General features: G+C 63.9%; 25 protein-coding genes and 1 tRNA gene. 14 read left to right on the top strand and 12 right to left on the bottom strand.

Going from position 1 to position 25954, the window contains the following annotated elements:
• Positions 1-18: 18 nt before the first annotated feature.
• Positions 19-1449: an adenylosuccinate lyase gene (gene purB / locus QP884_RS09405; RefSeq protein ID WP_284821842.1), complete on the bottom strand. Its 1431-nt coding sequence runs from the start codon at positions 1447-1449 to the stop codon at positions 19-21.
• 41 nt (positions 1450-1490) lie between these two features.
• A complete protein-coding gene (gene purD / locus QP884_RS09400; protein WP_284821841.1) occupies positions 1491-2765 on the bottom strand; it encodes a phosphoribosylamine--glycine ligase in 1275 nt (424 codons plus the stop codon).
• Positions 2766-2800: 35 nt separating this feature from the next.
• Between purD and QP884_RS09395 the strand changes: the two genes are divergently transcribed.
• Positions 2801-3232: an HIT family protein gene (locus QP884_RS09395; protein WP_284821840.1), complete on the top strand. Its 432-nt coding sequence runs from the start codon at positions 2801-2803 to the stop codon at positions 3230-3232.
• Here the strand turns inward: QP884_RS09395 and QP884_RS09390 are convergent.
• The 3 genes from QP884_RS09390 to QP884_RS09380 all read right to left on the bottom strand — a co-directional run bounded on the left by QP884_RS09390 (position 3229) and on the right by QP884_RS09380 (position 7383).
• Positions 3229-4734 (bottom strand): sensor histidine kinase, encoded by a 1506-nt coding sequence (locus tag QP884_RS09390; RefSeq protein ID WP_284821860.1) that lies wholly within the window; start codon positions 4732-4734, stop codon positions 3229-3231. The genes QP884_RS09395 and QP884_RS09390 overlap by 4 nt on opposite strands.
• Before the next feature lie 12 nt (positions 4735-4746).
• The gene (locus tag QP884_RS09385) at positions 4747-5451 is read right to left on the bottom strand and encodes a response regulator transcription factor (RefSeq protein ID WP_150850895.1); all 705 of its coding nucleotides are present in this window, start codon (positions 5449-5451) and stop codon (positions 4747-4749) included.
• A 186-nt stretch (positions 5452-5637) separates the two neighbouring features.
• Positions 5638-7383, bottom strand: a complete 1746-nt coding sequence (locus tag QP884_RS09380; protein WP_284821839.1) for a pyruvate dehydrogenase — start codon at positions 7381-7383, stop codon at positions 5638-5640.
• A gap of 172 nt (positions 7384-7555) precedes the next feature.
• Here QP884_RS09380 and QP884_RS09375 point away from each other — a divergent pair, with 172 nt between their 5' ends.
• Together QP884_RS09375 and QP884_RS09370 are read left to right on the top strand one after the other, a co-directional pair.
• Complete coding sequence (locus QP884_RS09375) at positions 7556-9067, top strand: MFS transporter (RefSeq protein WP_284821838.1); 1512 nt, start codon at positions 7556-7558, stop codon at positions 9065-9067.
• Entirely contained in the window at positions 9033-9587 is a 555-nt protein-coding gene (locus QP884_RS09370) for a TetR/AcrR family transcriptional regulator (RefSeq protein ID WP_005325753.1), read from the top strand. Before QP884_RS09375 ends, QP884_RS09370 begins: the two co-directional genes overlap by 35 nt.
• A 28-nt stretch (positions 9588-9615) precedes the next feature.
• Here QP884_RS09370 and QP884_RS09365 read toward each other — a convergent pair.
• A tRNA-Thr gene (locus QP884_RS09365) sits at positions 9616-9688 on the bottom strand.
• Positions 9689-9839: 151 nt separating this feature from the next.
• Between QP884_RS09365 and thrE the strand changes: the two genes are divergently transcribed.
• The 5 genes from thrE to otsB all read left to right on the top strand — a co-directional run bounded on the left by thrE (position 9840) and on the right by otsB (position 14810).
• Positions 9840-11576 (top strand): threonine/serine exporter ThrE, encoded by a 1737-nt coding sequence (gene thrE / locus QP884_RS09360; protein WP_239281185.1) that lies wholly within the window; start codon positions 9840-9842, stop codon positions 11574-11576.
• 86 nt (positions 11577-11662) lie between these two features.
• Positions 11663-12034 (top strand): hypothetical protein, encoded by a 372-nt coding sequence (locus QP884_RS09355; protein ID WP_005325749.1) that lies wholly within the window; start codon positions 11663-11665, stop codon positions 12032-12034.
• 14 nt (positions 12035-12048) lie between these two features.
• On the top strand, positions 12049-13491 hold the full coding sequence (locus tag QP884_RS09350; protein ID WP_284821837.1) for an alpha,alpha-trehalose-phosphate synthase (UDP-forming): 1443 nt from the start codon (positions 12049-12051) through the stop codon (positions 13489-13491).
• Positions 13488-14009 (top strand): META domain-containing protein, encoded by a 522-nt coding sequence (locus QP884_RS09345; RefSeq protein WP_284821836.1) that lies wholly within the window; start codon positions 13488-13490, stop codon positions 14007-14009. The genes QP884_RS09350 and QP884_RS09345 overlap by 4 nt, the downstream gene beginning before the upstream one ends.
• Positions 14010-14027: 18 nt before the next feature.
• Entirely contained in the window at positions 14028-14810 is a 783-nt protein-coding gene (gene otsB, locus QP884_RS09340; RefSeq protein WP_284821835.1) for a trehalose-phosphatase, read from the top strand.
• A gap of 11 nt (positions 14811-14821) precedes the next feature.
• Here the strand turns inward: otsB and QP884_RS09335 are convergent, their stop codons facing one another.
• The gene (locus QP884_RS09335; protein WP_284821834.1) at positions 14822-15934 is read right to left on the bottom strand and encodes a LacI family DNA-binding transcriptional regulator; all 1113 of its coding nucleotides are present in this window, start codon (positions 15932-15934) and stop codon (positions 14822-14824) included.
• Between the two features lie 50 nt (positions 15935-15984).
• Here QP884_RS09335 and QP884_RS09330 point away from each other — a divergent pair, with 50 nt between their 5' ends.
• The 5 genes from QP884_RS09330 to QP884_RS09310 all read left to right on the top strand — a co-directional run bounded on the left by QP884_RS09330 (position 15985) and on the right by QP884_RS09310 (position 20495).
• The gene (locus QP884_RS09330; protein ID WP_434736462.1) at positions 15985-16980 is read left to right on the top strand and encodes a metal ABC transporter solute-binding protein, Zn/Mn family; all 996 of its coding nucleotides are present in this window, start codon (positions 15985-15987) and stop codon (positions 16978-16980) included.
• Positions 16980-17681 carry a metal ABC transporter ATP-binding protein gene (locus QP884_RS09325; RefSeq protein ID WP_284821832.1) on the top strand — a complete coding sequence of 234 codons (702 nt, stop codon included), beginning with the start codon at positions 16980-16982 and terminating at the stop codon, positions 17679-17681. The genes QP884_RS09330 and QP884_RS09325 overlap by 1 nt, the downstream gene beginning before the upstream one ends.
• Positions 17659-18573 carry a metal ABC transporter permease gene (locus QP884_RS09320; RefSeq protein ID WP_284821831.1) on the top strand — a complete coding sequence of 305 codons (915 nt, stop codon included), beginning with the start codon at positions 17659-17661 and terminating at the stop codon, positions 18571-18573. Before QP884_RS09325 ends, QP884_RS09320 begins: the two co-directional genes overlap by 23 nt.
• Positions 18574-18584: 11 nt before the next feature.
• Positions 18585-19421: an alpha/beta hydrolase family esterase gene (locus QP884_RS09315; protein ID WP_284821830.1), complete on the top strand. Its 837-nt coding sequence runs from the start codon at positions 18585-18587 to the stop codon at positions 19419-19421.
• 63 nt (positions 19422-19484) lie between these two features.
• Positions 19485-20495, top strand: coding sequence for an HNH endonuclease signature motif containing protein (locus tag QP884_RS09310; protein WP_284821829.1), 1011 nt, complete (start codon positions 19485-19487; stop codon positions 20493-20495).
• Positions 20496-20510: 15 nt separating this feature from the next.
• On the opposite strand, the gene rlmB is transcribed toward QP884_RS09310, so the two are convergent.
• The 5 genes from rlmB to QP884_RS09285 are packed head-to-tail and all read right to left on the bottom strand — an operon-like array spanning position 20511 to position 24695.
• Complete coding sequence (rlmB, locus tag QP884_RS09305; RefSeq protein WP_005325725.1) at positions 20511-21458, bottom strand: 23S rRNA (guanosine(2251)-2'-O)-methyltransferase RlmB; 948 nt, start codon at positions 21456-21458, stop codon at positions 20511-20513.
• Positions 21459-21481: 23 nt separating this feature from the next.
• Positions 21482-22870 carry a cysteine--tRNA ligase gene (cysS, locus tag QP884_RS09300; RefSeq protein ID WP_284821828.1) on the bottom strand — a complete coding sequence of 463 codons (1389 nt, stop codon included), beginning with the start codon at positions 22868-22870 and terminating at the stop codon, positions 21482-21484.
• Positions 22871-22914: 44 nt separating this feature from the next.
• A complete protein-coding gene (gene ispF, locus QP884_RS09295) occupies positions 22915-23397 on the bottom strand; it encodes a 2-C-methyl-D-erythritol 2,4-cyclodiphosphate synthase (protein WP_005329967.1) in 483 nt (160 codons plus the stop codon).
• Positions 23390-24139 carry a 2-C-methyl-D-erythritol 4-phosphate cytidylyltransferase gene (gene ispD, locus QP884_RS09290; protein WP_284821827.1) on the bottom strand — a complete coding sequence of 250 codons (750 nt, stop codon included), beginning with the start codon at positions 24137-24139 and terminating at the stop codon, positions 23390-23392. Before ispD ends, ispF begins: the two co-directional genes overlap by 8 nt.
• Positions 24111-24695: a CarD family transcriptional regulator gene (locus QP884_RS09285; protein WP_284821826.1), complete on the bottom strand. Its 585-nt coding sequence runs from the start codon at positions 24693-24695 to the stop codon at positions 24111-24113. The genes ispD and QP884_RS09285 overlap by 29 nt, the downstream gene beginning before the upstream one ends.
• A gap of 192 nt (positions 24696-24887) precedes the next feature.
• On the opposite strand from QP884_RS09285, the gene QP884_RS09280 reads away from it, so the two are divergent.
• Complete coding sequence (locus QP884_RS09280; RefSeq protein ID WP_284821825.1) at positions 24888-25475, top strand: hypothetical protein; 588 nt, start codon at positions 24888-24890, stop codon at positions 25473-25475.
• The last annotated feature ends 479 nt before the right edge of the window (positions 25476-25954 follow it).

Raw genomic sequence — 25954 nt, 5'->3', positions numbered from 1 at the left:
GGCCCTGCCCGGCTCGCTTTAGAGGATCTCGCCCGGGGTATAGGCCGCGGCCTTGGGGTGTTCGCCTACCAGGGCGTTGATGCGGTTGAGCACCTGGCTGACCTGGGACTCGGCGGCGCCGATGAAGGCGTGCTTATCGGCCAGGGCGGCCTCTAGGTCGGACTCGTCCATGGGCAGGCGGTCATCGGCAGCAAGGCGCTGGACCAGGTCCTGCTCGCCGCCGTTTTCGCGCATATTGAGCGCGACGGCCACGGCGTTTTCCTTGATGACCTCGTGGGCGGTCTCGCGGCCCACGCCGGCGCGCACGGCCGCCATGAGGATGCGGGTGGTGGCCAAGAAGGGCAGGTAGCGCTCCAGCTCGCGATCGATCATGGCCGGGAAGGCACCGAACTCGTCGAGGACGGTGAGGAAGGTTTCGAATTGGCCGTCGAGGGCAAAGAAGGCGTCGGGAAGCACGACGCGGCGGACGACGGAGCAGAAAACATCGCCCTCGTTCCACTGCTGGCCAGCGAGGTCCGCGGCCATGGTGAGGTAGCCGCGGAGGATGACCTGCAGGCCGCCGACGCGCTCGCAGGAACGGGCGTTCATCTTGTGCGGCATGGCGGAGGAGCCGACCTGGCCTTCCTTGAAGCCCTCGGTGACGGTCTCGTTGCCGGCCATCAAGCGGATGGTGGTAGCCAGCGAGGACGGAGCGGCGCCGAGCTCCACTAGGGCGGAGATGGCGTCGAAGTCGAGGGAGCGCGGGTAGACCTGGCCCACAGAGTTGAAGATGCGGTGGAAGCCCAGGTAATCCGCGATGGCCGTCTCTAGGGAGGCGAGCTTGTCCTCGGAGCCGCCCATGAGATCGAGCATGTCCTGGGAGGTGCCCATCGGGCCCTTGATGCCGCGCAGCGGGTAGCGTGCCAAGAGATCCTCGACGCGCTCGATGGCCAGCAGCATCTCATCGCCGGCCGTAGCGAAGCGCTTGCCCAGGGTGGTGGCCTGCGCGGCCACGTTGTGGGAGCGGCCCGCCATGACCAGGGACTGGTACTCGGCGGCGTGGCGGCCGATGCGGGAGACCACTGCGATGGCCTTATCGCGGATGATCTCCAGCGAGGTGTGGATCTGCAGCTGCTCCACGTTCTCGGTGAGATCGCGGCTGGTCATACCCTTGTGAATGTGCTCGTAGCCGGCCAGCGCATTGAATTCTTCGATGCGGGCCTTCACATCGTGGCGGGTGACGCGCTCGCGCTCCGCGATGGACTCGAGGTTCACGTCCTCTACCACGGCCTCGTAGGCATCGATGGCCTTGGCGGGGATGTCTACGCCCAGATCCTTCTGGGCGCGCATGACCGCAATCCAGAGCTTGCGCTCCAAGATGATTTTATGCTCCGGGCTCCAGATATTGGACAGCTCCGCGGAGGCATAGCGGGAGGACAGGACGTTGGAAATCTTCTTCTTTTCAGCCACGTGGCTATTATTCCATGCCTGCCCCACCGCGGGGTGAAGGGTTAGAGAGAAATCTCACCGTCTTCTGCTCGCTTGCCGATGTCCCGGCGCACAAAGCCACCCGCAAACTCGATGCCGTCGACGGTGGCGTAGGCGTCTGCGCGGGCGTCGGCAAGCGTGGCACCCTTGCCCAGCACGCTGAGCACACGGCCGCCCGCGGTGCGGTAGGCGCCGTCGGTATGCACGGTGCCGGCGTGGAGGACGCGCTGCGGATCGTCCAGGGCGGCGCCGGAGATGGCATCGCCCTTGCGCGGGGAGGCCGGGTAGCCCTCGGCCGCCATGACGATGATGACGGCGAAGCCATCCTCCCACTCCAGCGGCGGGAGCTCGGAAAGGGTGCCGGTGGCCGTGGCGTTAAGGGCCTCAGCCAGCGGGGACTTGAGCAGGGAGAGCACTGCCTGGGTCTCCGGGTCGCCGAAGCGGCAGTTGAACTCGACGACGGCCGGGCCTTCTTCGCCCCAGGCCAGGCCGGCGTAGAGCAGACCGGAATAAGGGGTGCCGCGGCGCGCCATCTCCTTGGCCACAGGGGTGCAGACCTCGTCCACGATGCGCTGCACGCCGTCCTCCGGCAGCCACGGCAGCGGGGTGTAGGCGCCCATGCCACCGGTATTGGGGCCCTCGTCGTTGTCGTAAGCACGCTTGTGATCCTGAGCCGGCAGCAGCGGGACGACGGTCTCGCCATCGACTAAGCAGAAGAGAGAGACTTCGGGGCCATCGAGGAAGGATTCCAGCAGCACCGGGTTGCCGGCCGCGAGGACGGCATCGACGTGGGCGCGGGCGGCGGCGCGGTCCGGGGTGACCACGACGCCCTTGCCGCCGGCCAGGCCATCGTCTTTGACCACGAACTGCGGGCCGAAGCGGTCGAGGGCGGCTTCAATGTCGTCCTCGGTGGCGCCCGGGCGCAGCTGCTCCGCGCGGGCGGTCTTGACGCCGGCGGACTCCATGACGTCCTTGGCAAAGGCCTTGGATCCCTCGATCTGGGCTGCCTCCTTGCTAGGTCCGAAGACAGCGATGCCGGCCGCGCGCAGGGCATCGGCCACGCCGGCGACGAGGGGAACCTCAGGGCCGATGACAACAAGGTCCGCGGCGATGCTCTGGGCGAGCTCCACCATGCGATCAGCGTTATCTACCTGGGAGTATTCCGGGTGGACCGTGGCGAGATCAGACATGGCCGCGCTGCCCGGCGCGGCGTGGATTTCGGTGCTCTTGGGGTCGGCGGACAGGCCCTTGACAAGGGCGTGTTCACGGCCGCCCGAACCAATTACGAGAATGCGCATGCCCACCATCATAACCAGCGGGTAGCCTGGCACACATGGCTTCTGTATTTACAAAGATCATTAATGGTGAACTACCCGCTCGCTTTGTCTACCGCGATGAGACCTGCGTGGCTTTCCTCTCCATCGAGCCGCTGCGCTACGGCCACACCTTGGTCGTGCCCATCGAGGAAGTAGATAAGTGGACCGACCTGGATCCACAGACCTGGGCCCACCTCAACGAGGTCGCCCTGGAGATCGGCGGAGCTATCAAGACCGCGTTTGATACCCCGCGCACCGGCTACATCATCGCCGGATTCGATGTCCCGCACACCCATATTCACCTCTTCCCCGCCGAGAAGATGGAAGAGTATGACTTTGCCAAGGCCTTCGACGCCGATAACACCGACGATGCCGCGATGGATGAGGCAGCCGCCCGCATCCGCCAGCACCTGGGTACCAACGAGGAAGGCTTTCGGGAGGAGGACTAGGGCTTAGAGGGGGCGTCGGCAAGCGCGGGCAGGCGCACCGTAAAGGTGGTGCCGCGGCCGAGCTCGGAGTCGACGCTAATGCTGCCATCGTGCTGCTCCACTAGGGAGTGGACGATCGCCAAGCCCAGGCCAGAGCCGCCGGTATCGCGGGTGCGCGAGGTATCGGCACGGTAAAAGCGCTCGAAGATGTGCGCCGCATCTTCCTGGGACATGCCCTTGCCATCATCGCTGACATCGACCAGCACATCATTAGCCTCGCGGCGCAGGCGCAGCGTCACCGTGGCATCCTCGCCGCCGTGGCGGATGCCGTTGGTCACCAGGTTGAGCAGCACCTGATGCAGGCGGCTGGCATCGCCATTGACCACCGGGATGGACTTGGCATCATTGGCCACCTTAATCTCACGGCCGGGGAAGGCCGCACGCGCGGAAGAGCCCACGGACAGGGCCAGCTCCAGCAGGTCTACGGGGTGCAGGTCTAGGCGCGTGCCCTCGGCGCGGGTAAGGGCCAACAGGTCCTCCACCAGCAGGGACATGCGCTTGGACTCATCGTCGATCTTGGAAAAGACCAGGTCCACGTCCTTGGTGGCGCCGGAGCGATAGAGCTCGGTATAGCCGCGCAGGCTGGTCAGCGGCGTGCGTAGCTCATGCGAGGCATCGCCGACGAAGCGACGCATCTGTTCCTCTTTTTCCTGCGCGCGCACGACGGAGCGCTGCAGCTGCCCCAGCATGATATTGAGCGCGGCGGCCAACTGGCCCACCTCGGTGTGCAGCGGCCATTTGGGAACGCGCTTGTCTAGGTCGCCTGCCGCGATTTCCGACGCCGTCTTTTCCACCACCCGCAGCGGCCGCAACGCCCTGCGGATAAACCAGAAACCCACGGCCGCAATGGCGGCCAAGGCGATGGCGGCAATGGTCACTTGGACCATGGCTAGGCCGTGCAGGATTTCCTTCTCGTGGGTCATATCCTTTGCAATGACCGTGATGACGCCATGGGAATCCGCGAAGGCGAGCGCGCGCCACTTGGTGTTGTTCTCGATGGACCCCACGGTGGTGGGATACCCACCGAGCGGGATATTTTCCGCATTCGGGGTGGTCGAGGATGGCCCCGAGTAGCGGATGGTGCCATCGGGCAGGTAGTTCAGCACCACGTATTCGGTAGGCGGGCGCTTGGTGTGATCGCCGATGAAAAAGTCATTGCTGATATCGCGCGCCCATGTGGTCGACGCGGCGCGCAGCTCATCATCGACGTTGTTGAAGAGGACGTTGCGCATGATGGAATTCACCGCAAAGGACGAGCCCGTAATGCCGAGCCCGGAGACCACGACGAGGAGGATGACCAGCCACGTCCGCAGCGGCATGGCCTGCGGAATCTGGGAAAACATCCGCCGCTTGGAGGAATTTCCCTCCCCTTCGCCTTGCCCCAGGCCCTCATGCCACATGGACTGCGGGCGCGCCGCCGCCGGCGCAGGTGCCTGGTCCTGAGTCTCCTGTGAATCTTCCATCACTGAAGCACTTTAGGAGCGCGGGGTGCGCAGTACATAACCCACACCGCGCACGGTGTGGATCAGCTGCGTCTCGCCGGTATCGATCTTGCGGCGCAGGTAGGAGATATAGGACTCGACCACGTTGCCATCGCCGCCGAAATCGTAGTGCCACACATTGTCCAGAATCTTGGACTTGGACAGCACCACTTCCTTGTTTTGCATGAGGTACCGCAGGAGGTTGAACTCGGTGGGCGAAAGCTCGATGAGCTCGCCGGCCTTGGTGACCTCATGGGTGTCATCATTGAGCGTCAGATCTGCATAGCTCATGGTGGCATCGTTGGTTGATTCTTCCGCCGCGCCGCCGCGGCGCATGATGACGCGCAGCCGGGTGATAACTTCTTCCAAGCTGAAGGGCTTCGTCACGTAATCATCCGCGCCGATAGTCAGGCCGTGGATGCGCTGGTCCACACCGTCCTTAGCGGTGAGGTAGAGCACCGGGCCGTCCAGGCCTTCTTGGCGCAGCTTGCCCAGGAGCTCGAAGCCATCCATGCCCGGCATCATGACGTCCAGGATGTAGGCATCTGGGTTTACTTCGCGGGCAATGCGCAGCGCCTCGTTGCCGGAATTGGCGCTAAATACCTCGAAGTTCTGGAACTTCAGCGATACGGTAAGCAGCTCCACAATATTGGGTTCGTCATCGACGACAAGAACCTTGGCGAGTTTAGTGTCTTCCATGTTCTCCTCAGACTCCCTTAAAGGTTGTGATTTTCTAACACGTCATCATGGCACGCTTGCTTTCCAGCCTACTGAAGAGTTTCTGCCTGAATCCTGTGAACGTGGATGCTCGGTCTGCTCGGCGCAAAAGAAAACCACGCCCCTCCCCAGGTGGGGAAGGGCGTGGCAGCTAGCGCAGCGCGCTATTTAGAAGTCCTGCGGGCGCGGGATGTTGCGCAGGTTGGACTTTGCCATGGTGATCATCTGGCCAACGCCACCGTCCAGAACGGTGCGGGTGGCAGCCTTGGAGAAGCCCATGAGCTGCTCGATGGTCAGCGTCGGTGGCAGGGAGAGGGCGTTGGGGTCAGTAACGACGTCGATAAGAGCCGGGCCGTTATAAGCCAGCGCCTTCTTGATCTGCTCCGGTGCGTCCTTCGGATCCTCGATGCGGAAGTGCTTGATGCCGGAAGCCTCTGCAATCTTGGCAAAGTTGACGGACTCGTGGTCGGTCTCGTGCTCCGGCAGACCCTGCACCAGCATCTCCAGCTTGACCATACCCAGGGAAGAGTTGTTGAACACGAACATCTTGATAGGCAGGTTGTGCAGCTTCACGGTGAGCAGCTCACCCATCAGCATGGACAGTCCGCCGTCACCGGAGAAGGTGATGACCTGGCGGCCCGGGTTAGCGGCCTGCGCACCCAGTGCCTGTGGCAGGGCGTTGGCCATGGTGCCGTGGCGGAAGGAGCCAATCTGCTCGCGCTTGCCGTTGGCGGTGATGTAGCGAGCGCCCCACACGTTGCACATGCCGGTATCGACGGTGAAGATGGCATCTTCATCCGCGTTCCTATCAATCAGGTCTGCAATGTACTCCGGATGGATCGGGGTGTGCTTGTCCACGTTGGAGGTATAAGCCTCAACGACGTGCTCCAGCTTGCCGTAGTGCTTCTTGAGCATCTTGTCCAAGAAGGAGCGATCCTTCTTCTCATCCACGTGCGGCAAGATGTTCTCGATGGTGGCGGCTACGTCACCGGTGACCGGGTAGGAAATCTTGGTGCGGCGGCCGATGTGGGAGCCGTTGATGTCCACCTGTGCCACGTTGGCATCCGGCAGGAAGTCGTTGTACGGGAAGTCGGTACCCAGCAGGATGAGCAGGTCAGCCTCGTGGGTGGCCTCGTGTGCCGCACCGTAGCCCAGCAGGCCGTTCATGCCTACGTCGAACGGGTTCTCGTACTGGATGTACATCTTGCCACCCAGGGCGTGGCCGATGGGAGCCTTGATCTTCTCGGCCAGCTTGAGCACCTGCTCGCGGGCATCCTTGACGCCGGCGCCAACGAAGAGGGTGACGGACTTAGCCTCGTTGATGGCCTGGGTCAGGGCAGCAGCCTCGGCCGGATCCGGGAAGACGACCGGGCGGCCAGCAGAGATCTTGGACTCGACGAAGGAGTCATCCTCAGCGTCCTGCATGGAAACGTCACCCGGGATAACGAGGACGGATACGCCATTGCCGGCCATGCTGGACTGGATGGCGTGGTGCAGGACAACGCCGCCCTGCTCAGCGGAGTTGACCATCTCGCAGTAGCCAGAGCACTCCTGGAAGATTGCCTCTGGGTGGGTCTCCTGGAAGAACTTGGAGCCGATCTGGCGAGATGGGATGTGGGAAGCCAGTGCCAGCACCTTGGCGCCGTTGCGGTGGGCGTCGTACAGGCCCTGAATCAGGTGGGTATTGCCCGGGCCGCAGGATGCAGCACATACAGCCAGCTTGCCGGTGGTCAGGGAGTCTGCCTCGGCAGCGAAGGCTGCTGCTTCCTCGTTGCGGACGTGAATCCACTCGATGGAGGAGCGACGAACGGCATCCACGATCGGGTTCAGGGAGTCACCGACGAGGCCATAAATGCGCTCGACACCCTGCTTTTCCAGGGTGTCAACTAGCTGTTCTGCATAGTTACGTGCCATTAAAAATCATCCTTAACTCTTAATTGGTGTTAATACCACTGTGCTACTTAGACCGCAGGAAAGTCCACTCATCTCCTATACACTCACACACTGCACCTAGCTGTGAGGAAGGCAATACTAACCTATCTTCGGCTGCAAACTGTAACGACCGTTCGGTACTGTTTACTGCGCTATGAGTATCCACCCGCCCCGCGCACAAGACCACGCCGCTGCGGCCTCCACGGCCGCCCAGCGGTGGTCTTTCTGCGCCGTCATCTCTCTGGGGTTACTCATGGTTGGGCTGGATAATTCCATCCTCTACACCGCATTGCCGCAGCTATCGCAGCAATTGCACACCACCGATACCCAGCAACTCTGGATTATCAACGCCTACGCGTTGGTGCTCTCCGGCCTCCTTCTTGGCGCCGGCACGCTGGGCGATCGCACCGGCCACCGGCGGATGTTCCTCATCGGCTTGGCCGTCTTCGGCGGCGCTTCCCTGCTCGCCGCTTATTCCCCCAGCGCCTGGACGCTGGTTGTAGGCCGCGCCTTCCTGGGCTGCGGCGCCGCCATCATGATGCCGTCGAGCCTAGCGCTAATCCGCCTGACCTTTCCCGATGAGGTGGAGCGCAACACGGCCATTGGCATCTGGGGTTCTGTCGCCGTCATCGGCGCGGCGGCTGGCCCCACCGTGGGCGGCTTCTTTTTGGAGCACTTCTGGTGGGGCTCGGTCTTTTTGCTCAATGTCCCGGTTGTGGTCGTGACCATTGTGCTGACTTTGTTCCTTGCCCCGCAAAACGCTCCGAACCCCCTAAAACACTGGGACTTCCCTTCGTCCCTGTATTCCCTTATCACTCTCGCCAGCCTAGTGCTGGCCATCAAATCCCTGGCACATAATTGGCCGGTGAGCGCCGCCGCAGGCATCGTCTTCATCTGCGGCGCGCTCGCCTTCGGCCGCCGCCAGGCTCGCTTGTCAGATCCCCTGCTGACCTTCGACATCTTTGGCTCCCGTATCTTCAGCGGCGGGGCCCTAACGGCCGGGGGTGCCATGTTCGGCCTCGCCGGCCTGGAGCTGCTGAGTACCCAAAAGCTGCAGCTTGTCGACGCCCTCTCACCCCTTCACGCCGGCCTCATCATCTCCGCCATGGCACTGTCTGCCATCCCTACCTCCATCCTGGGTGGTGCCACCTTGCATCGCGTGGGGTTCCTCCCACTCATTAGCGGCGGATTCTTGCTCATGGCCGCCGGCATGGCCCTGGTGGTGGTGAGCCGGGGCGAGACGCTTCCCCTACTCGTCTCCGCCCTAGTGCTCACCGGCCTCGGCGCGGGCCTTGCCATGTCCGTGTCCTCCACCGCCATCATCAATGCCGCTCCCCTTCATCGCACCGGCATGGCCTCGGGCGTAGAAGCGGTTTCCTATGAATTCGGCACCCTGATCTCCATTGCACTGACCGGCACCCTCGTGCCGCTACTCATGGCCCGCGAACTGCCGCCCCACCTCGCGGAACTGGGTACCGACGCACTGCACCACCCCTCTTCCCACGCGGCCGCCGCGAGCGCCTACAATGCCGGATATCTTTCCACCATCGGCGGCCTAGCTTGCTTCGCCTTGCTCCTAGCCGCGATAACCGCCTGGTGTTTCCGCGATAACCCGAAATCAGGAGATCCCTATGCCGCGACTCAACAAAAAGACCGCAGCCCTTGAAGCTGCGCTCGACATCATCGCTGCCGAGGACGTCTCTGGCTTGACCTACGAATCCCTGGCGCAGGCGACCGGCATGTCCAAGTCCGGACTCATTTATCACTTCCCTACCCGCCATGATCTGCTCGTAGACTGCCATGGATTTTGCGCCGCACGCTGGGAAGCAGAACTCGAGAAGCTGGCCGGCGGCCACCCGGCAAGCGAGCTCAGCTGGGCCGAGCGTTCCCGCGCGCTCGTATTGTCGATGGGCAAAAATGATCCGCTCATCAAGCTGTTGATGTGTGTACATTCCCAGACCCACCCGGATTTTTCCGCCCAGTGGGCCGAGGTGGATGCGCGCTGGATGGTCGATCCTTCCGCCGCCGAGACGGACGAGGATAATCTGCTGATCATGCTTCTTAGTACCGGCCTGTGGGTGCACGATCACCTCAACCAGCGCAAGCTATCCCCCGCTAACCGCCAGCGCATGGTCGACCGGCTTTTTCGACTTATCGACGCCCCCTCAAAAACCACCGAAGGCTAGGCCCACACCGGGGCCCAGCCTCCTTTTGAGCTGGAGACGAGACTTGAACTCGCAACCTACGCATTACAAGTGCGTTGCGCTACCAATTGCGCCACTCCAGCACCGCGGGAGAAATCCCGCTCGTTGCATAGTACCCGAGCACCGCCGCCGAGGGGAAAGCCGGTCCCCCATCTATGCATTGACAGGGTGCAGGGGCTAAAGTTCAGGCAGAATCAATCCCACATTCCCAGCGCTTTTTCGAGGGTTATTTCCGTGTCATTTTTGTCCGCTATGCGGGAGCGCCTGCGCGCTTCCTCGGGCCAGGTAGCCATCATCGACGCGGCTAAAGCCGCACCGCCGCCATCCCCACTCGCTCCGGTCAATCTCCATGACGCCGCCCAAGTCACCGGCGTTATGGAGATCGCCGCTCGCATTGGTGAAATCCTCATCGGAGCCGGCACCGCCAACTCGGATGCGCGCGCCCAGGTGCACCTGGCAGCGTCGTCGTATGGCTTGCACTACTGCCACGTGGATATCTTGATGAATACCATCACCATCCACACCACCATCGGCACCGGCGAGCAGCGCCAAAACCTGCATGTATTCCGCGTGGTGCCGAGCATTGGCGTGGATTTTTCCAAGCTCGCGGCCGTCGATAAGCTCATTCGCTCCATCCACTCCGGCCAGATGCCGCCGGCCATGGCGGAGCAGCGCCTAGACGAGATCGACCGCATGCCAGCGCCTTATAAGCCGTCCACGGTCATGCTCGGCTGGGGCGCGATGGGTGGCCTGATTTCCATGATGCTTGGCGGCGACCTGCTCGTCGGCGTGGTGGCGTTTGTGGTCTCCGCGTTCATCATGGGCTTGAACGCCTGGTTGGCCAATTACCGCCTGCCGCCCTTTTATCAGAATGCGGTCGGCGGCTTTTTCGCCGTCTTCCCGGCCGCCATTTTGTACAACGTCGCAGCCTCCTTCGGCATTAATTTCTCGCCCACGCAGATCATTGCCTCCGGCATCATCGTGCTGGTGGCGGGGCTGACGTTGGTGCAATCGCTTGTCGACGGCATCACGCGCGCCCCCGTTACCTCCTCCGCCCGCTTCTTTGAGGCGCTGCTATCTACCGGCGCCATCATCGCCGGCGTCGGTGTGGGCATCCAGCTGGCCGATTCGCTGGGCTTTAACCTGCCGCCGCTGGCCACGCTGGCCCCACCGGTCTACCACGAAATTCCACTGCTAGTGCTGCTCGGCGGCACGGGTTCTGCTGCCTTTGCGCTGGCCTGCGGCGCAGCCTGGATTGAGATCACCATGTCTGGCCTTACGGCCGCAGCCGGCATGATTTTCTATTACTTCGTGGTGGTGCCCTTCGGCGTCGGCCCGGTGATTGCCTCTGGTCTTTCCGCGGTGGTCGTTGGCCTCGCCGGCGGTTTGATGTCGCGCCGCTGGGGAATTCCGCCGCTTATCACCATGATCGTGGGCTATACGCCGATGCTGCCCGGCCTCATGCTCTACCGCGGCATGTACGCCTCTCTCAATGAGCAGATGATTACCGGCTTTACCAATATGGCGATGGCGCTGGCCATCTCCGGCGCCCTGGCCGCCGGCGTAGTACTGGGCGAGCGTGTGGCTCGCCGCCTGCGCCGCCCGCAGTACTTCCGCCCGTACACCACCTTCAAGCGCATCGGCCGCTTCTCCTTCCATAAGGCCACGCACTTGGCCCGCAAGGCCCCGCGCATCCCGCGCGTGCCGATGTCCCCGTTTGCCCCGCGCGTCAATCGCCCGGAGTTACCACCCAAGCTCGGGCCGAAGCCGCCGCAGCAGCACCCGCGCCACGAGGCCCAAAACCATGCGCCGCATACCCGCTCGGCCGCGGACCTGTGGCCGGAAGATTCCCAGTGGCCGGCGCAGCCGCAGCAGCGCGAGAAGACCACCTATACCGTGCCCGGCACCGAAACCTTTCGTGCCCAGAAACCGGAGCAACCGGGCACCGAATCCGGACCCGAGCGGCCCTAAACGCCGCCGGTAGCGTACAATATTTGCTCTGATAGCTTTTCTTGCAAGCGCTTAAGTAGTTTCCACAACGTTCAGGAGGACACGTCGTGCCACCCAAGGTCCAAGACACCCACCCACAGGCTGACCAGAATCACGCCCTTGAGGAGGAGACCTCCCGCGCAGCCCGCCGCATCGTGGCCACCTATGCGCAGGACTTCCTCGACGGCGTGACCCTGATGTCCATGCTGGGCGTGGAGCCAAAGGGCCTGGTGCACAAGAAGGTGCTGGCGGAGCAGGCCGATGCCGCTCCCAAGAAGTCGACCAAGAAATCCAGCAAAAAGTCCACGAAGAAGTCGACTAAGAAGTCCACCAAGAAATCGACGAAGAAGTCGACCAAGAAGGCTACAAAGAAGGCCACTAAGAAGGCGACGAAGAAGGCCTCCAAGAAGGCAACGAAGAAGTCCACTAAGAAGTCTTAAGTTATTCTTGCACCATGAGTGAGCGTGGCAATGACTTCGTGGTGGTGGCCAACCGCCTGCCGGTAGATCTGGAAACCCGGCCCGATGGCAGCCATACCTGGACGCCCTCGCCGGGCGGTCTGGTCACCGCATTGTCTCCAGTCCTCGAATCACACCAGGGATGCTGGGTGGGCTGGCCCGGTGTGGCCGATGCCGCGCCAGAGCCCTTCCGCACCGATACCGGCGTGCTGCTGCACCCAGTCAAGCTCACCGAGTCCGATTTCGAGGGCTTTTATGAGGGTTTTTCTAATGCCACCTTGTGGCCGCTCTACCACGATCTCATCGTCACCCCTACCTATGACCGCGATTGGTGGCACGCCTATCGCGAGGTCAACCTGCGTTTTGCAGACGAGGTAGCCGAGGTCGCCGCCGAAGGCGCCACCGTGTGGGTACAGGACTACCAGCTGCAGCTTTTGCCTGGCATCCTGCGCCAGAAGCGCCCGGATCTCACCATCGGATTTTTCCTGCACATCCCCTTCCCTTCCGCCGATCTCTTCCGCCAGCTGCCCTGGCGCGAGGAGCTCGTGCGCGGGCTACTTGGCGCGGATCTCATCGGCTTCCACCTTGAGGCCAATGCCCGCAACTTCTTGGAGCTTGCCCGCCGCCAGGGCCTCGACGTGGAAGGCGAGGCCAGCACCCGCGAGGTCACCGCGCATATTCGCCTGCCGCAGGGGCGCACCATCGGCGTGGGCGCCTTCCCCATTTCCATCGCCGCGAAGGACTTTGCCGCATTCACTGGGGAGGAGAAGGGGGACGTCGCCAAGCTGCGCGAAGAGCTGGGCTCGCCCAGGCGCATTATCTTGGGCGTGGATCGCCTCGATTACACCAAAGGCATCCTGCAGCGGCTGACCGCCTTTGAGGAGCTGCTGGACACCGGCGCGCTCGACCCGGAGGAGGTGACGCTGGTGCAGCTCGCCACGCCGTCGCGCGAGCGCCTCGACCATTACAAGGCCACTCGCTCCAAGGTAGAAGAGGCCGTCGGCCGCATTAACGGCCGCTTTGCCCGCGTCGGCCACCCAGTCGTGCACTACCAGCACCGAGGCGTGGCCAAGAGCCTCCTGCGCTGCTACTACCGCATGGCCGATGTCATGCTGGTCACTCCCTTCAAGGACGGCATGAACCTGGTGGCCAAGGAATACGTGGCCTGCCACGACGATGGCTCGGGCGCGCTGGTGCTCTCCGAGTTCGCCGGCGCGGCCGATGAGCTCAGCCAGGCCTACCTGTGCAATCCCTTCGATATCGAGTCCGTCAAGGCCGCCTTGCTCAATGCGCTCAAGGCGCTTGACGACGCCCCCTCCACCATGACCCAGCGCATGCTCACCATGCACCAGCAGGTCACCGAGCACGACGTGCAGCTATGGTCCCAGTCCTTCCTGGGCTGCCTGCGCCAAGCCGAAGGACAGGAGGCGGGCGCATGATGTCTCGCTTTCCCCGCCTGGCCGCAGCGCCCATTGCCGCAACCTGCGCCGCCGCCCTACTGGCCGGTTGTGGCTCCGGCGACGAGGAACCCCAAGCCCCTGGCGATGAGCAGATCTTGGATAAGCAGTGGCAGGTAGTCTCCATCAACACCACCCCGGATGCCGCCTCCACCATCCCGGAATCCATCCCGCAGGCACCCACGTTGAGCTTTGGTCAATCCACGATGGTGGGCACCACCGGGTGCGCCCAAATGGTGGGCAAAGTGACCTATTCCGCCGATGATGAGCGCCAAAACATCCGCGAGGGCAACCGCCTCCACTTCGATGAGGTGGAGTTTGACGAGACCGCCGAGGATTGCCACGGCGCGTCCGTGTGGGCCGATAACCTGCTGCGCAACCTGATTTCCGCGGACCACGATTTCCACTACACCGTCAATTCCAATAACCAGCTGGTCTTGGAACTGGTCACCGATGAAGTGGACTCGCCGTCTATCAAGTTGGTTTCCCTCGGCGGTTAGTTGCGTAGGCTGGAAGCCATGACGCTTTCAACTGCCATCAAGGCCCTTGCCGCCGCCGAGCACCTCGCGGTGGTCTCGGATTTCGACGGCACGCTCTCCCCCTTCGCCACGGCCATCTATGAGGTCGAAATGAACCAGGAATCACTGCGCGCCCTGGATAAACTGGCCCACCTGCCACACACCACCGCGGCCGTGCTCTCCGGCCGCCACCTCGAAGGCCTCCAGCGCGTGTGCCCTCTGCGCGAGCCCGTCCTCTTCGGCGGCTCCCACGGCGCCGAGTCCTCGTGGGAGGACACGGAACTGACCCCCGCGATGCGCGAGCACCTCGACACCAAGGAAGCCGAGATCCGCGCGATCATGGAGCGCTTCCCCGGCGCGGACATCGAGGTCAAGCCCTTCCAGCGCGTTCTGCACCTGCGCGCGCTCGAGGATTCCGATCCAGAAGCTGCCGCCCAAGCCTATGAAGCCGGCCTCGCGCTCGATCCGGGCGGCTTCCCCCGCACGGCCGGCAAGTCCGTGGTGGAGTTCTCCGCCACCCAGGCCACCAAGGGAACGTGGATTGAGAACCTGCGCGAGCGCACCGGAGCCACCGCCGTGGTCTTCTTGGGCGATGACGTCACCGATGAGGACGGTTTCCGCGCCCTGCACCAGCCGCCGGACGTGGGCGTCAAGGTCGGCGAGGGCGATACGGCGGCCGTAGTGCAGCTTGCCGACGTCGACGCCGTCGCCCACTTCCTCACCGAACTCGCCGCCGCCCGCGCGGACCATGTCGGCCGCCCCGACAACGGCGGCGCTGCTTAACACGCCGCAGCCTAACGGAGCGGCACCGAGCGCGGCGGAGCCACCGTCCGCCCGGCCTCGAAGCTGGTCTGCAGCACGCGCCGTAGCACCGCAGCTTCGCTTAAGTCCGAATCCTCTGCGCCCGCGATGAGTTTGGCGAGCATGTGGCCGGCGGCCGCGCCCTTGGCCTTATTGGGCTGGACGATCGTCGTCAAGCCAAGGCGCTGCGCCGCATCAATGCCGTCGAAGCCGGTGACAGACAGTTCGCCGGGGACGTCGATGCCCCGCTCGCGCGCATAGGCCATCACGCCCAGCGCCATGGAGTCGGTGGTGCACAGGACGGCGGTGAGGTCCGGGTGGGCGTCGAGAAGCAACTGCGCGGCCGCTCGCGTGGTGTGCGCATCGTTGATGTGCTGGGTAACCACGGGCACGGTCTCGGGCGCGATGCCCGCCTGCGCAAAGACGTCCATGGCACCCATGACTCGGGCGCGCTGCACGTGCATATCGGCGCCCTGCAGCTCGCCCCACGAAATGGGGCCATCGTGGCGCTCGCGTTTGAGGCGAATCGCCAGCACTCCAATCTTGCGGTGGCCGGCCTCCACCAACGCGCGGGCGGCCGGGGCAATCGCCGCGCGGTCATCGATGCCCACGAACGGCAGGCCCGAATCCGTCGGCTGATCGCAGACCACCACCGGCAGCCCGCGGCCGCGCGCCGCCTCGAGGTAGGCATCCCCGGCTGCCACGGAGTAGACCACAAAGCCATCCACCGCGGCCGAGCCCACCAGGCTGGCCGCCTCCGCCTCACCCTCAGGACCGGCCGGGATGAGGGTGAGCGTAGTCTGCGCGCCGGCCGAGGCTTCTGCCATGCCAGCCAGGAAATCCACCGAGGCCATGTCCTCGAAGGCATAGGACAGGTGCTCGGTCAGCAGCACGCCCACCGAGCCCGCGCGGCGAGTGCGCAGGCTGCGGGCCGTAGGGTCCGGCCCGGGATACCCCCGTGCCTTCGCCGCCGCCAGGATGCGCTCTCGCGTCGCAGCCGAAAGCTGGTCCGGCCGGCTATAGGCATTGGATACCGTCGTGCGCGAAACACCCAGCTCGGCGGCCAGCGAGGCCAGCGTCTTGCGGGTGGGGCTGCGTTTCACCATGACCGCAAGCATACCCCGCGGCCGTATTTTCAATACATATTCAATTGACAATGGTTCCCATCAAACGCACACTGGAAACTATGCATACCTCACTTCGCGCATCCGCAGCCCTCCTCGCGGCCGGTGGTCTCCTGCTGACCGCCACCGCCTGCTCCTCCGACACCGAGGACTCGGCCGCCGATCCGGGCGCCCAGAAGAAGATCTCCATCGTCGCGTCCACCTCCATCTGGGCCGACGTCGCCCAAGCCGTGGCCGATACCGCCTCCGGCGTGGACATCGAGGTCAAGCCCATCGTCGAGGGCAACGGCGTCGACCCCCACCACTTCGAGCCTTCCGCCGCCGATATTGCCAAGGCCGAGGACGCGGACCTGCTCGTGGTCAACGGCGGCGGCTACGATTCCTGGATTTACCAGGCCGTCTCCGACCAGGACAATATCGTCTCCGCCCTGCCGCTGACCGATCACGGCAAGCTGGCCGATGACCCCAATGTCATGACCATCGACGCTGCTAAGGCCACCGCCAAGAAGGACCCGAAGAAGGTCACCAATATCGAGGGCAACGAGCACATTTGGTACGACCCGGCCGCCCTCGACGAGGTCGCAGGAAATATCGCTGACAAGATCAACGAACTCAATACCGATGCCAACGCCAGCACCGAGCGCGTGGACTCCCACGTCGACCGCCTGCGCGACAAGCTGAAGGAACTACCGGGCGACCTCTCCTACGCGCAGACCGAGCCGATTGCGGACTACATCATGAAGTACACCTCCGGCAAGGACGTCACCCCAGAGGGCTACCGCAAGGCCACCATTTCTGAGGGCGAGCCCACCGCGGCCGACCTCGCCGCCTTCACCAAGGCAATTAAAGAGGACAAGGTAGACCTGCTCATCTTTAACCCACAGACCGAAACCGATACCGCCGGCCGCATCAAGTCCGCCGCGGAGGATGCGGACGTCTCTATCGTCGAAATCGGCGAGACCCCGCCGGATGGAAAGGAATTCTGGACCTACTATGACGAGGTCACCGATTCCCTGGGGAAGCTCTAGTGCTCATCCACTTCCACGACGCAGCGGTTGCCCCGCTGTGGTCCAGCCTTAACCTCGCCGTTGACCGCGGCGAGTTTATCGCCGTTTTGGGCCCCAATGGCGTGGGCAAATCCACCCTGCTCGGCACCATCTTGGGAACCCGCAAGCTCACGGCCGGCAGCGTCGACGTAAACTGCCGCGTCGGCTTCATCCCGCAGCAACGCATGTTCCCGGCCGACCTACCCCTGCGCGCCCGCGACTTAGTTTCGCTCTCCCTGGCACACGGCGCTTTCCGACGCCGCCGCCCGCCCCGCCATCGCATCGACGAGCTCCTCGCCGAGGTCGGTGCTACCGGCCTGCGCGATCGCCGTGTGGGCCAGCTTTCCGGCGGCCAGCAGCAGCTCATCCGCCAGGCCCAAGCGCTGGCCAATGATCCCGAGCTCATCCTCGCCGATGAGCCGCTGCTCTCGCTCGACCCGGCGCGCCAGCAGGCCACCGTGGACAAGCTGGATGCGCTGCGCCGCGAGCGCGGTACCTCCATCATGTTCGTCACCCACGGCATCAACCCGGTGCTCGGCGTGACCGATAAGGTGCTCTACCTCGCCCCTGGCGGCCATACCTTCGGCACCGTGGATGAGGTCATGCGCTCCGATGTTCTTTCCGAGCTCTACGGTTCCAAGGTCAACGTCTTAAACGTCGATGGGAGGCTCATCGTTGTCTAGCTTTATGGAAGACACCCAGTACCTGCTCAGCGTGGACTTTGTACAGTCCTCGCTTATCGCCTCCGCGCTGCTGGGCATCCTGTCCGGTGTGATGACCTCGCTCATCGTGCTGCGCCAGATGTCTTTTTCGGTCCACGCCACCTCCGAGCTCGCGCTCATGGGCGCCTCGGCCGCGCTGCTCTTCGGCCTCAACCTCGGCTTTGGCGCGGTGGCCGGCGCCATTGTGGCCGCCATCATCCTCGCCGTGCTGGGCTTCAAAGGCCAACAAGACAGCGCCATCGGCGTGGTCATGAGCTTTGGCTTAGGCCTCTCGGTGCTGTTTTTACACCTCTACCCCGGCAACGCGAATACCGCGATGACGCTGCTGACCGGCCAGATCGTTGGCGTCTCTTCCGCCTCGGTGTGGCTTTTGGCCGTAACTACCGTGGTCATCCTCGCCGCCGTAGCTATCCTGTGGCGGCCCATGCTCTTCGCCTCGGCCGACCCAGTCATGGCCCAAGCCGCCGGCGTACCCACCCGCTTCATTTCCGTCGCCTTCGCCGTACTCGTAGGCTTGGCCGCCGCACAGTCAGTACAAATCGTCGGCTCGCTGCTCGTCATGGCGCTGCTTATCACCCCGGGCGCGGCGGCCGTGCAGATTACCTCCTCGCCCCTGCGCGCGGTCATGTGGGCCACCATCTTCGCCGAGGTCTCGGCCGTGGGCGGCTTTGTCTTGTCGCTCGCGCCCGGCCTTCCGGTCTCGGTCTTTGTTACCACGATTTCTTTTGTCATTTACCTGGTGTGCCGCCTCATTGGCTGGCAGCGAAATAAGAAGGCGGTGCGTGACGAGGTCGCCGCTAGGCGCTTCCACGCCGACTGCCACAGCACCGCCGAAGAGCACCACGCCGACTAGACTGGGCGGCTATGCACGTACACCGCCGCACCGCGGATGTGGGTGGCCGCACCCGCCGCTTCCTCGTCATCGCGCCGGATAGCCCCGGCCCGCACCCAGACCTCTTGCTCTTCTTCCACGGCTCGCTGCAGTCCGGCAACGTGATGCGCCGCTTTACTAACGGCACCTTCGACGAGCTTGCCGACGCCACCAATACCGTCCTCGTCTACCCCGACGGCATCGACCGCCATTTCAACGATTGCCGCAGCATCCTGCCCGTCACCGCCCGCGCAGAGAACGTGGACGATGTAGCTTTTACCGCCTTCCTCGTCGAGGAGATGCGGCGCGAATTCGGCACCGACCGCACCTTTGCCTGCGGCTACTCCAACGGCGGGCAGATGGTGCTCCGCCTGCTTTTCGACGCCCCCTTTAGGCTCACCCGCGCCTGCATCTTCGCCTCCACGCTGGGCGAGGGCGACAACCATGCGCCCAGCAACCCGGACGGTTACCGGCCCACGCCACTGCTGTTTTTCCACGGCACCGCCGACCCCTACGCGCCATACGAGGGCGGGGTCGCCGGGCTGGATGCCAAGCAGACCCGCGGCCGTGTGCTTTCCGCGCCGGCCACCGCCGAGCACTTCGCGCTGGCCAATGGCTGCCAACCGCCCCGTGACTACCACCCCACCGCGGATGTCACCGCCACCGCATACGACGGCGATTTCCCCGTCGAGCTGTGGACCATGGAGGGCCTCGGCCACGTGATTCCCTCTAGCATGAAAACCGACCCACGCATAGGCCCAAATACGGATTCCTTCCGCGCTGTGGATAAGGTCCGCGAGTTCTTCGGCCTCGACGACGCCGAGGCCTAGTTATCCACAGCTGCGCGCCACGCGCCGCGCGCCGGCGTGCACCCGCACTTAACGTGTGGAGCCGTGAACGCGCTACAGAAATTCTTGACAGGCCTGGCCGCCGGCATGGACATTATCGCCGACTGCCACGGCCTTACTAAGCGCGCGCTTATCGACGCCGGCTGTCCCGACACCACCGCCGCCCGCCTGCTTGTCCTCGCCGATACCTACTTCGGACCCACCGCCTTTAGCCGCCTCCAGCGCGAATCCATCGCCGCGGCCCGCACCAACGCGCACAGCCTCACCGCGCTACTGGCCATCGAGCGCCACGCCACCAAGCTGAAAAATAAGCGCCAGGCCTGGGCACTGCGGCGGGAGCTATGTGGGATGAAGGGGGATGCATCGGACGTCGATAAGCAGGGGCGCAAGCGCGTGCGTGAGATTAAGGGTCCGCCGCAGCGCAAGCCCGGTGTCAAACTCTACCGCCGCGCCGATGGCCCCTGGACCATGACAATTACCGGCAAATCTGCGGACATCGCGGATATGCACGCCGCGCTCGATAAGGACGCCCCACTCGATTCGGTGCGCAAGATTTTTCAAGGCACCGCCGCCGCTTCCCGCCCGGCCGTGACCACCAATGTGGTGCTGCGCTTGGACGAGCTCGACCGCGTCGTCGACACCGCGGGCGATGACATCACTCTGCAACTGACCAATGGTGCCCGAATGACCGGCGCGGACCTAGTGCGTCGCGCATTCACCGCGCACGGCTATGTGACTCTGATCCACCCCGTGAAAGGCCCGGTGAACCTGTACCGCACCGAGCGGCTCGCCTCGCCGAAGCAGCGCACCATGGCTGCCGCGGAAAACCCCACCTGTCCTTGGCCACAGTGCAACTACCCCGCCGATGAATGCCAAGTCCACCACCTCACCGCGTGGCGCCACGGCGGCGAGACCAACCCCGAAAATCTCACCATCGCCTGTCCGTATCACAACGGCGTCAACGACGATGACCCCAACGCCCCGCCGCTGCGCGGCCGCTTGGCCAGGGTGAATGGAACCATTAAGTGGCTGCCACCCTGGGCGGAAAGCGGATAGAAACCTCGCTGGAGGTTACTGGGCCGCGCGGCGCTGGCGTGCGAATTCGGAGAGCACGGAACCGGCCGCGACGGAAGCATTGAGGGACTCGACCCAGTCCGTCATCGGGATGGACATGATGACGTCGCAGTTCTCACGCACGAGGCGGGAGATACCCTTGCCCTCGGAGCCGATGACGATGACCACGGGATCCGTCGCGCCGTTATAGGTATCCAGCGTATGCTCGCCGCCAGCATCCAGGCCGACGACTTGGTAGCCGCTCTTTTGGAATTGCTGCACGGTGCGGGTGATATTCGTCGCGCGGGCAACCGGCAGGCGCGCCGCCGTGCCGGCCGAGGTACGCCACGCTACGGCGGTCACGGACGCGGAGCGGCGCTCGGGGATGATGACGCCGTCGCCGCCGAAGGCCGCCACGGAGCGGATGACCGCGCCGAGGTTGCGCGGATCGGTGATGTTATCCAGGATGACGAACATGCCTGGGCGTGCGTTCTCGGCCGCACGGGCGATGAGCTCGTCGACGTCGGCGTACTTATACGGCGGGATCTGCAACCCGATGCCTTGGTGCATGCCGTTGCCGGTCATGCGGTCCATCTCGTGGCGCTGCACCTCGATGATGGGGATATTGCGGGTATTGCACATGGCCACGGCCTCGGACAGGCGCTTGTCATTGCGGGTACCGGCCACGATGTAGAGCGTGGTGGCCGGCACCTTGGCGTGCAGGCACTCGATGACCGGGTTGCGGCCCACGACCATCTCGGCGGTCTCCTTCTGGTGGCGGCCGGAATTGCGACGGTCACGCTCCAGCTTGGCCTTGTGCTTGGCGTGGTAGATGCGGTCCTCTGCCTTGGGCGTCGGGCCCTTACCGGCCAAGCCCTTGCGGCGCTGGCCGCCGGAGCCCTTGGTAGCGCCCTTCTTATTGGTCTTGCGGATTCCCGCGCCACCGCGGCCGTGGGTACGTGCCATAGTTTATTGTCCTTTCGGAGTGCTTAACGCTGCGCCAGCGACCAGGTCGGGCCGTCTGGGGTATCGGTGATGGTGATGCCGGCGGCCGCGAGGCGGTCTCGGACGGCGTCGGCAGTAGCGAAGTCCTTGTCCGCGCGCGCCTGGGTGCGCCGCTCCAGCTCAGCTTGTACCAGCGCATCCAGCGCGGCATCCGCCCCGCTAGCTTGCGCTCCATCTTCCCACTCCAGCGGGTCAAAACCAAGTACATGCGCCATCGCGCGGACCTGGCCAGCCAGCGCGCGTGCCTCGGCCTCATCGCCGGCCGCGAGCGCCTTATTGCCAGCGCGGACGGTGGTGTGGATTTCCGCCAAAGCCTTGGGCACCGCGATGTCATCATTCATCGCGTCTGCAAAGCCCTGCGTCCACTCACCCAGCTCCAGATCGTCAAAGTGGCCGAGGAAGTCCTCGATGCGGCGGTAGCCAGCGGCGGCCTCGGTCAGCGCGGCCTCGGAATACTCCAGCACGGAGCGGTAGTGTGCCGAGCCCAGGTAGTAGCGCAGCTCCACCGGGCGCACCAGCTCGAGCATATTCGGGATGGACAACACGTTGCCCAGGGACTTCGACATCTTCTCGCCCGACATCGTCACCCAGTGGTTGTGCATCCAGTAGTTGGCGAACTTATCGCCGGCCGCATGCGACTGCGCGATCTCGTTCTCGTGGTGCGGGAACTGCAGGTCCAGGCCGCCGCAGTGGATATCGAAATTAGAGCCCAGGTAGTAGGTGGACATGGCCGAGCACTCCAGGTGCCAGCCAGGGCGGCCGTCGCCCCACGGGGTAGGCCAGCTGGGCTCGCCCGGCTTCGCGGCCTTCCACAGGGCAAAGTCCTGGGCGCCGCGCTTGGCGGAATCCTCGCCCTCGCCCTGCTCCATTTCCTCAACCTTGTTGCCGGACAGCGAACCATAATCGGAGCCTTCGGCCTTGGTCCAGGCGGCGACGTCGAAGTAGACGGAGCCGTCGGCGGGGTAGGCAAAGCCGGCGTCGATAAGCCGCTGCATATAGTCGACCATCTGGGTGACAAAGCCGGTCGCACGCGGCTCGACAGAAGGCGGGATGACGCCCAGGGTGTTATAGGCCTTAGTGAACTCGCGCTCATAGGTGGACACCCACTCCCACCAGGGGCGATTATTCTCGGCCGCCTTGGTGAGGATCTTGTCATCGATATCGGTGACGTTGCGCACCAGGGCTACGTCATAGCCTTGGGCGAGCAGCCAGCGGCGCAGGATGTCGAAGGCGACGCCGGAGCGCAGATGCCCGATGTGCGGCTGGGCCTGCGGGGTGGCGCCGCACAGATAGATGGAAGCGTGGCCGGGGCGAATCGGCTCGAAATCGCGTTGGCTGCGGGTGGCTGTGTCATAAATGCGCAAAGTACTCACGCCACCCAGTCTAATTGACGCGTGCGCGGGGTTAGTGTGGTGGGCTAGGCGCGCCAGACGACGGCCGTGGCAACCGCCGCGCGGCCCTCCTTACGGCCGGTAAAGCCCATATGGTCCGTCGTGGTGGCAGAGACGGACACGGGGGCACCAAGGATTTCGCTCAGTACCGCTTCGGCTTCTTCGCGGCGCGGTCCCATCTTGGGGGTCTGGCCGATGAGCTGCGCTGCGGCGTTGCCGATGATAAAGCCCTCGGATTCGAGGAGTTCGCGGCATTCGCGCAGCAGTTTCGCTCCGGATACACCGTCGTATTCGGGCCGGCCGACGCCCACGAAGGAGCCGAGGTCGCCGAGGTGGGAGGCGGATAAGAGGGCGTCGACAAGCGCGTGCGCTACGACGTCGCCATCGGAGTGGCCCTCGCAGCCAGCATCGCCCTCGAAGAGCAGGCCGGCGATCCAGCAGTCCTTGCCGGCCTCGATCTGGTGAGCATCGGTGGCGATGCCAACGCGCGGGATAATCGGGTTAGTCATGGGTCTCCTCGGTCAGGGCGTGGGCCAGGGTGAGATCGATGGGCGTGGTGATTTTGAACGCCAGGGTATCGCCCGGCACGGTTGCCACGCGCTCGCCGTGCCATTCCATGAGGCTGGCGTCATCCGTGGCGGTGAATTCGGGCTGCTGGTCCCAATAATCGAGGTTGGCCTGGCGCAGCGCGGACAGGCGGAAGGCCTGCGGGGTTTGCACGGCGCGCAAGCGGGAGCGGTCGGGAGTGCTCACCACGGCGTCGGCCGCGACCTCCTTGATGGTATCGGCCACGGGAACCACGGGCACGGCCGCGGGGGCGCCTTCGAGCACGCACTTGGCGACGCCCCGCACCATCGCCGCCGGAGTCAGCGCCCGGGCCGCATCGTGGATGAGTACCACGGCGTCGTCGTCGGGAATTGCCTGGAGGCCGGCCCACACGGAATCGGCGCGCTCGCTACCGCCGTGCACGAGGCGGATGGGCGCGGCGTTTGTATCGCTTTTAGTGCCTGCGGTGTCGATGCGGCCGATGATGCGGGCTGCCTCGGGCTCCATATCTGGGCTGACCAGCACAATGACCTCATCGACCACGCCGGAGGCCAGCAGCGCCCGCACGGAGCGCTCCAGGAGGGTGCGTCCGCGCAGCTCAACATACGCCTTCGGCACCTCAGCCCCGAGGCGGGTGCCCTGGCCGGCGGCCGCGATGAGCGCGATGACGCGCGGTTTAGTCTTCGTCGTCGAAGGAGAGGTCATCGAGATCGATGTCGTTGTCGATATCGGTGGTGATGGACTTATCGTCTACCAATCCGGCCGCGCGGTGGCGCTCGATGGTGGCATCGATTTCTTCCATCATGGTGTCGGCCTTCTTCTCATCAACCGGCTTGGCCAGCGCGAGCTCGCCCACGAGGATGGTGCGGGCCTTGCCCAGCATGCGCTTCTCGCCGGCCGAGAGGCCACGGTCCTGGTCGCGACGCCACAGGTCGCGGACGACCTCGGCGACCTTATTGATATCGCCGGAAGCCAAACGCTCCTGGTTAGCCTTATAACGGCGGGACCAGTTGCCGGCCTCTTCAACGTCCTCGTCACGCAGCACGGAAAAGACCTTTTCCAGGCCTTCCTTGCCCACGACGTCGCGCACGCCGACGCTATCGGCGTTCTTGATGGGCACGCGAACGACTAGGTCGGACTGGTTGATGTGCAGCACCAGGTATTCCAGCGTCTCGCCGCCCATCTCGCGGGTCTCGATATCCTCGATGACGGCCGCACCGTGGTGCGGGTAGACGACGACCTCGCCGACCTTATACTCCATTGCCACTCCTTGTGTTCCCGATTTATCCCGGTTGACTAAGGCCGCTATTTTATCACGCACGGCCGCCCCACCTGCGGATACCCCCGTATACCCCCACGGTCTACCCGCCCGGTTTGGGACAAACTGTGTACTTTAATGCGAAAGGGACTAGGCTAAAGCGTTGATAAGCCCTGTGATCGCAATTGATGGAGGATGCTCAACGTGCAGTCCCTGAAGTCCGCCGCCCGCCGCGGTGCCATTATTTCCGTTACCGCCGTCTCCGCTCTGGCGCTGGCTTCTTGCTCGGCGGGTCACGTCACCCAGACCGCTGACAAGGTGGCTGCGGTCGATGGCGCTTCTGCAAGCACGGAAGATAACAAGGTTGCGGTTCGCGATGTCACCATCCTGGCAGAGCCGAACGGCTCCGCTGCCCTGAAGTTCACCGCCGTAAACCAGGGCTACGACACCGATGTCATCTCCCTGGAATCCGTCAAGGTCGACGGCCAGCGCGTCGAGATGGACAAGGCCCAGCCGCTGCACCGCGACCAGTCCATCATCGCGGATTCCCAGGAGAACCTGGACGCAACCACCCAGCAGGATTCCGAGACCGTCCAGTACATCGCCACCACGCTGAAGAACGATGACTTCGGCTACGCCGGCAGCCGCCCAGTCACCTTCGAGTTCTCCAACGGTTCCATCGACGTGGATGCCACCATCGCCGCCACCCAGATGCAGTCCGGCGAGTTCGACCGCGACGTCGAGTCCTCCGAGGGCTACTCCTCCGAGGCTCCAAAGAACTAAGCCCTGTCGCCCAAAGATCTCGCCTCCAGCCCGTTTCGGGCCGGGGGCGTTTGTGTGTTTTAGGCTAGCTTGAGTTCAGAGGGTCGTTGCAACACTTTCCCTTAGGAGGGTGTTGTTGTGTCCGGGGTTGTTGGCCCGTTTCATTCGTTGTCTGAATCGGATCGTCGTGGCTTAGTTGCCTTGGTTGGCAGTGGGCGTAGTGTCCGTTCGGCGGCTGGTGAGCTTGGCTGTCATTACGGGCATGCTTTGAATTTTTGCCATGCCTTTGGATTGCCAGTCGTGTATAAAGCCAAACGAGTTGATCGCCGCGGCAGCCAGGCTGTCCAGCTTGTAGAGCTAGTCCGAAGCGGACTGTCGGTACGCCAAGCTGCTAAAAGATGTGGGATGCATCTTACCGCTGCGTATGCCGTAGCTACGGAAGCTGGGTGCCATATCCGGTTAAGTCAGTATGCTCGGAAAGTCCGCCAGACGCAGTTAAG

The organism is Corynebacterium tuberculostearicum (genome assembly GCF_030229345.1).
In the GTDB taxonomy this organism is placed as follows: domain Bacteria; phylum Actinomycetota; class Actinomycetes; order Mycobacteriales; family Mycobacteriaceae; genus Corynebacterium; species Corynebacterium tuberculostearicum_G.
Note: the sequence above shows the minus strand (reverse complement) of the source record. Positions and strands in the feature narration are given on the sequence as shown.

Excerpts from the sequence above, each read along its gene's own strand:
- purD (WP_284821841.1), bottom strand. The coding sequence starts at position 2,765 with ATGCGCATTCTCGTAATTGGTTCGGGCGGCCGTGAACACGCCCTTGTC.
- QP884_RS09370 (WP_005325753.1), top strand. The coding sequence starts at position 9,033 with ATGCCGCGACTCAACAAAAAGACCGCAGCCCTTGAAGCTGCGCTCGAC.
- QP884_RS09380 (WP_284821839.1), bottom strand. The coding sequence starts at position 7,383 with ATGGCACGTAACTATGCAGAACAGCTAGTTGACACCCTGGAAAAGCAG.
- QP884_RS09335 (WP_284821834.1), bottom strand. The coding sequence starts at position 15,934 with ATGGTGAAACGCAGCCCCACCCGCAAGACGCTGGCCTCGCTGGCCGCC.
- ispD (WP_284821827.1), bottom strand. The coding sequence starts at position 24,139 with ATGACCTCTCCTTCGACGACGAAGACTAAACCGCGCGTCATCGCGCTC.
- QP884_RS09330 (WP_434736462.1), top strand. The coding sequence starts at position 15,985 with ATGGTTCCCATCAAACGCACACTGGAAACTATGCATACCTCACTTCGC.
- QP884_RS09285 (WP_284821826.1), bottom strand. The coding sequence starts at position 24,695 with ATGGAGTATAAGGTCGGCGAGGTCGTCGTCTACCCGCACCACGGTGCG.
- ispF (WP_005329967.1), bottom strand. The coding sequence starts at position 23,397 with ATGACTAACCCGATTATCCCGCGCGTTGGCATCGCCACCGATGCTCAC.
- QP884_RS09385 (WP_150850895.1), bottom strand. The coding sequence starts at position 5,451 with ATGGAAGACACTAAACTCGCCAAGGTTCTTGTCGTCGATGACGAACCC.
- QP884_RS09345 (WP_284821836.1), top strand. The coding sequence starts at position 13,488 with ATGATGTCTCGCTTTCCCCGCCTGGCCGCAGCGCCCATTGCCGCAACC.
- QP884_RS09315 (WP_284821830.1), top strand. The coding sequence starts at position 18,585 with ATGCACGTACACCGCCGCACCGCGGATGTGGGTGGCCGCACCCGCCGC.
- QP884_RS09395 (WP_284821840.1), top strand. The coding sequence starts at position 2,801 with ATGGCTTCTGTATTTACAAAGATCATTAATGGTGAACTACCCGCTCGC.
- QP884_RS09320 (WP_284821831.1), top strand. The coding sequence starts at position 17,659 with ATGGGAGGCTCATCGTTGTCTAGCTTTATGGAAGACACCCAGTACCTG.
- rlmB (WP_005325725.1), bottom strand. The coding sequence starts at position 21,458 with ATGGCACGTACCCACGGCCGCGGTGGCGCGGGAATCCGCAAGACCAAT.
- otsB (WP_284821835.1), top strand. The coding sequence starts at position 14,028 with ATGACGCTTTCAACTGCCATCAAGGCCCTTGCCGCCGCCGAGCACCTC.
- QP884_RS09350 (WP_284821837.1), top strand. The coding sequence starts at position 12,049 with ATGAGTGAGCGTGGCAATGACTTCGTGGTGGTGGCCAACCGCCTGCCG.
- QP884_RS09375 (WP_284821838.1), top strand. The coding sequence starts at position 7,556 with ATGAGTATCCACCCGCCCCGCGCACAAGACCACGCCGCTGCGGCCTCC.
- QP884_RS09280 (WP_284821825.1), top strand. The coding sequence starts at position 24,888 with ATGCTCAACGTGCAGTCCCTGAAGTCCGCCGCCCGCCGCGGTGCCATT.
- QP884_RS09390 (WP_284821860.1), bottom strand. The coding sequence starts at position 4,734 with ATGGAAGATTCACAGGAGACTCAGGACCAGGCACCTGCGCCGGCGGCG.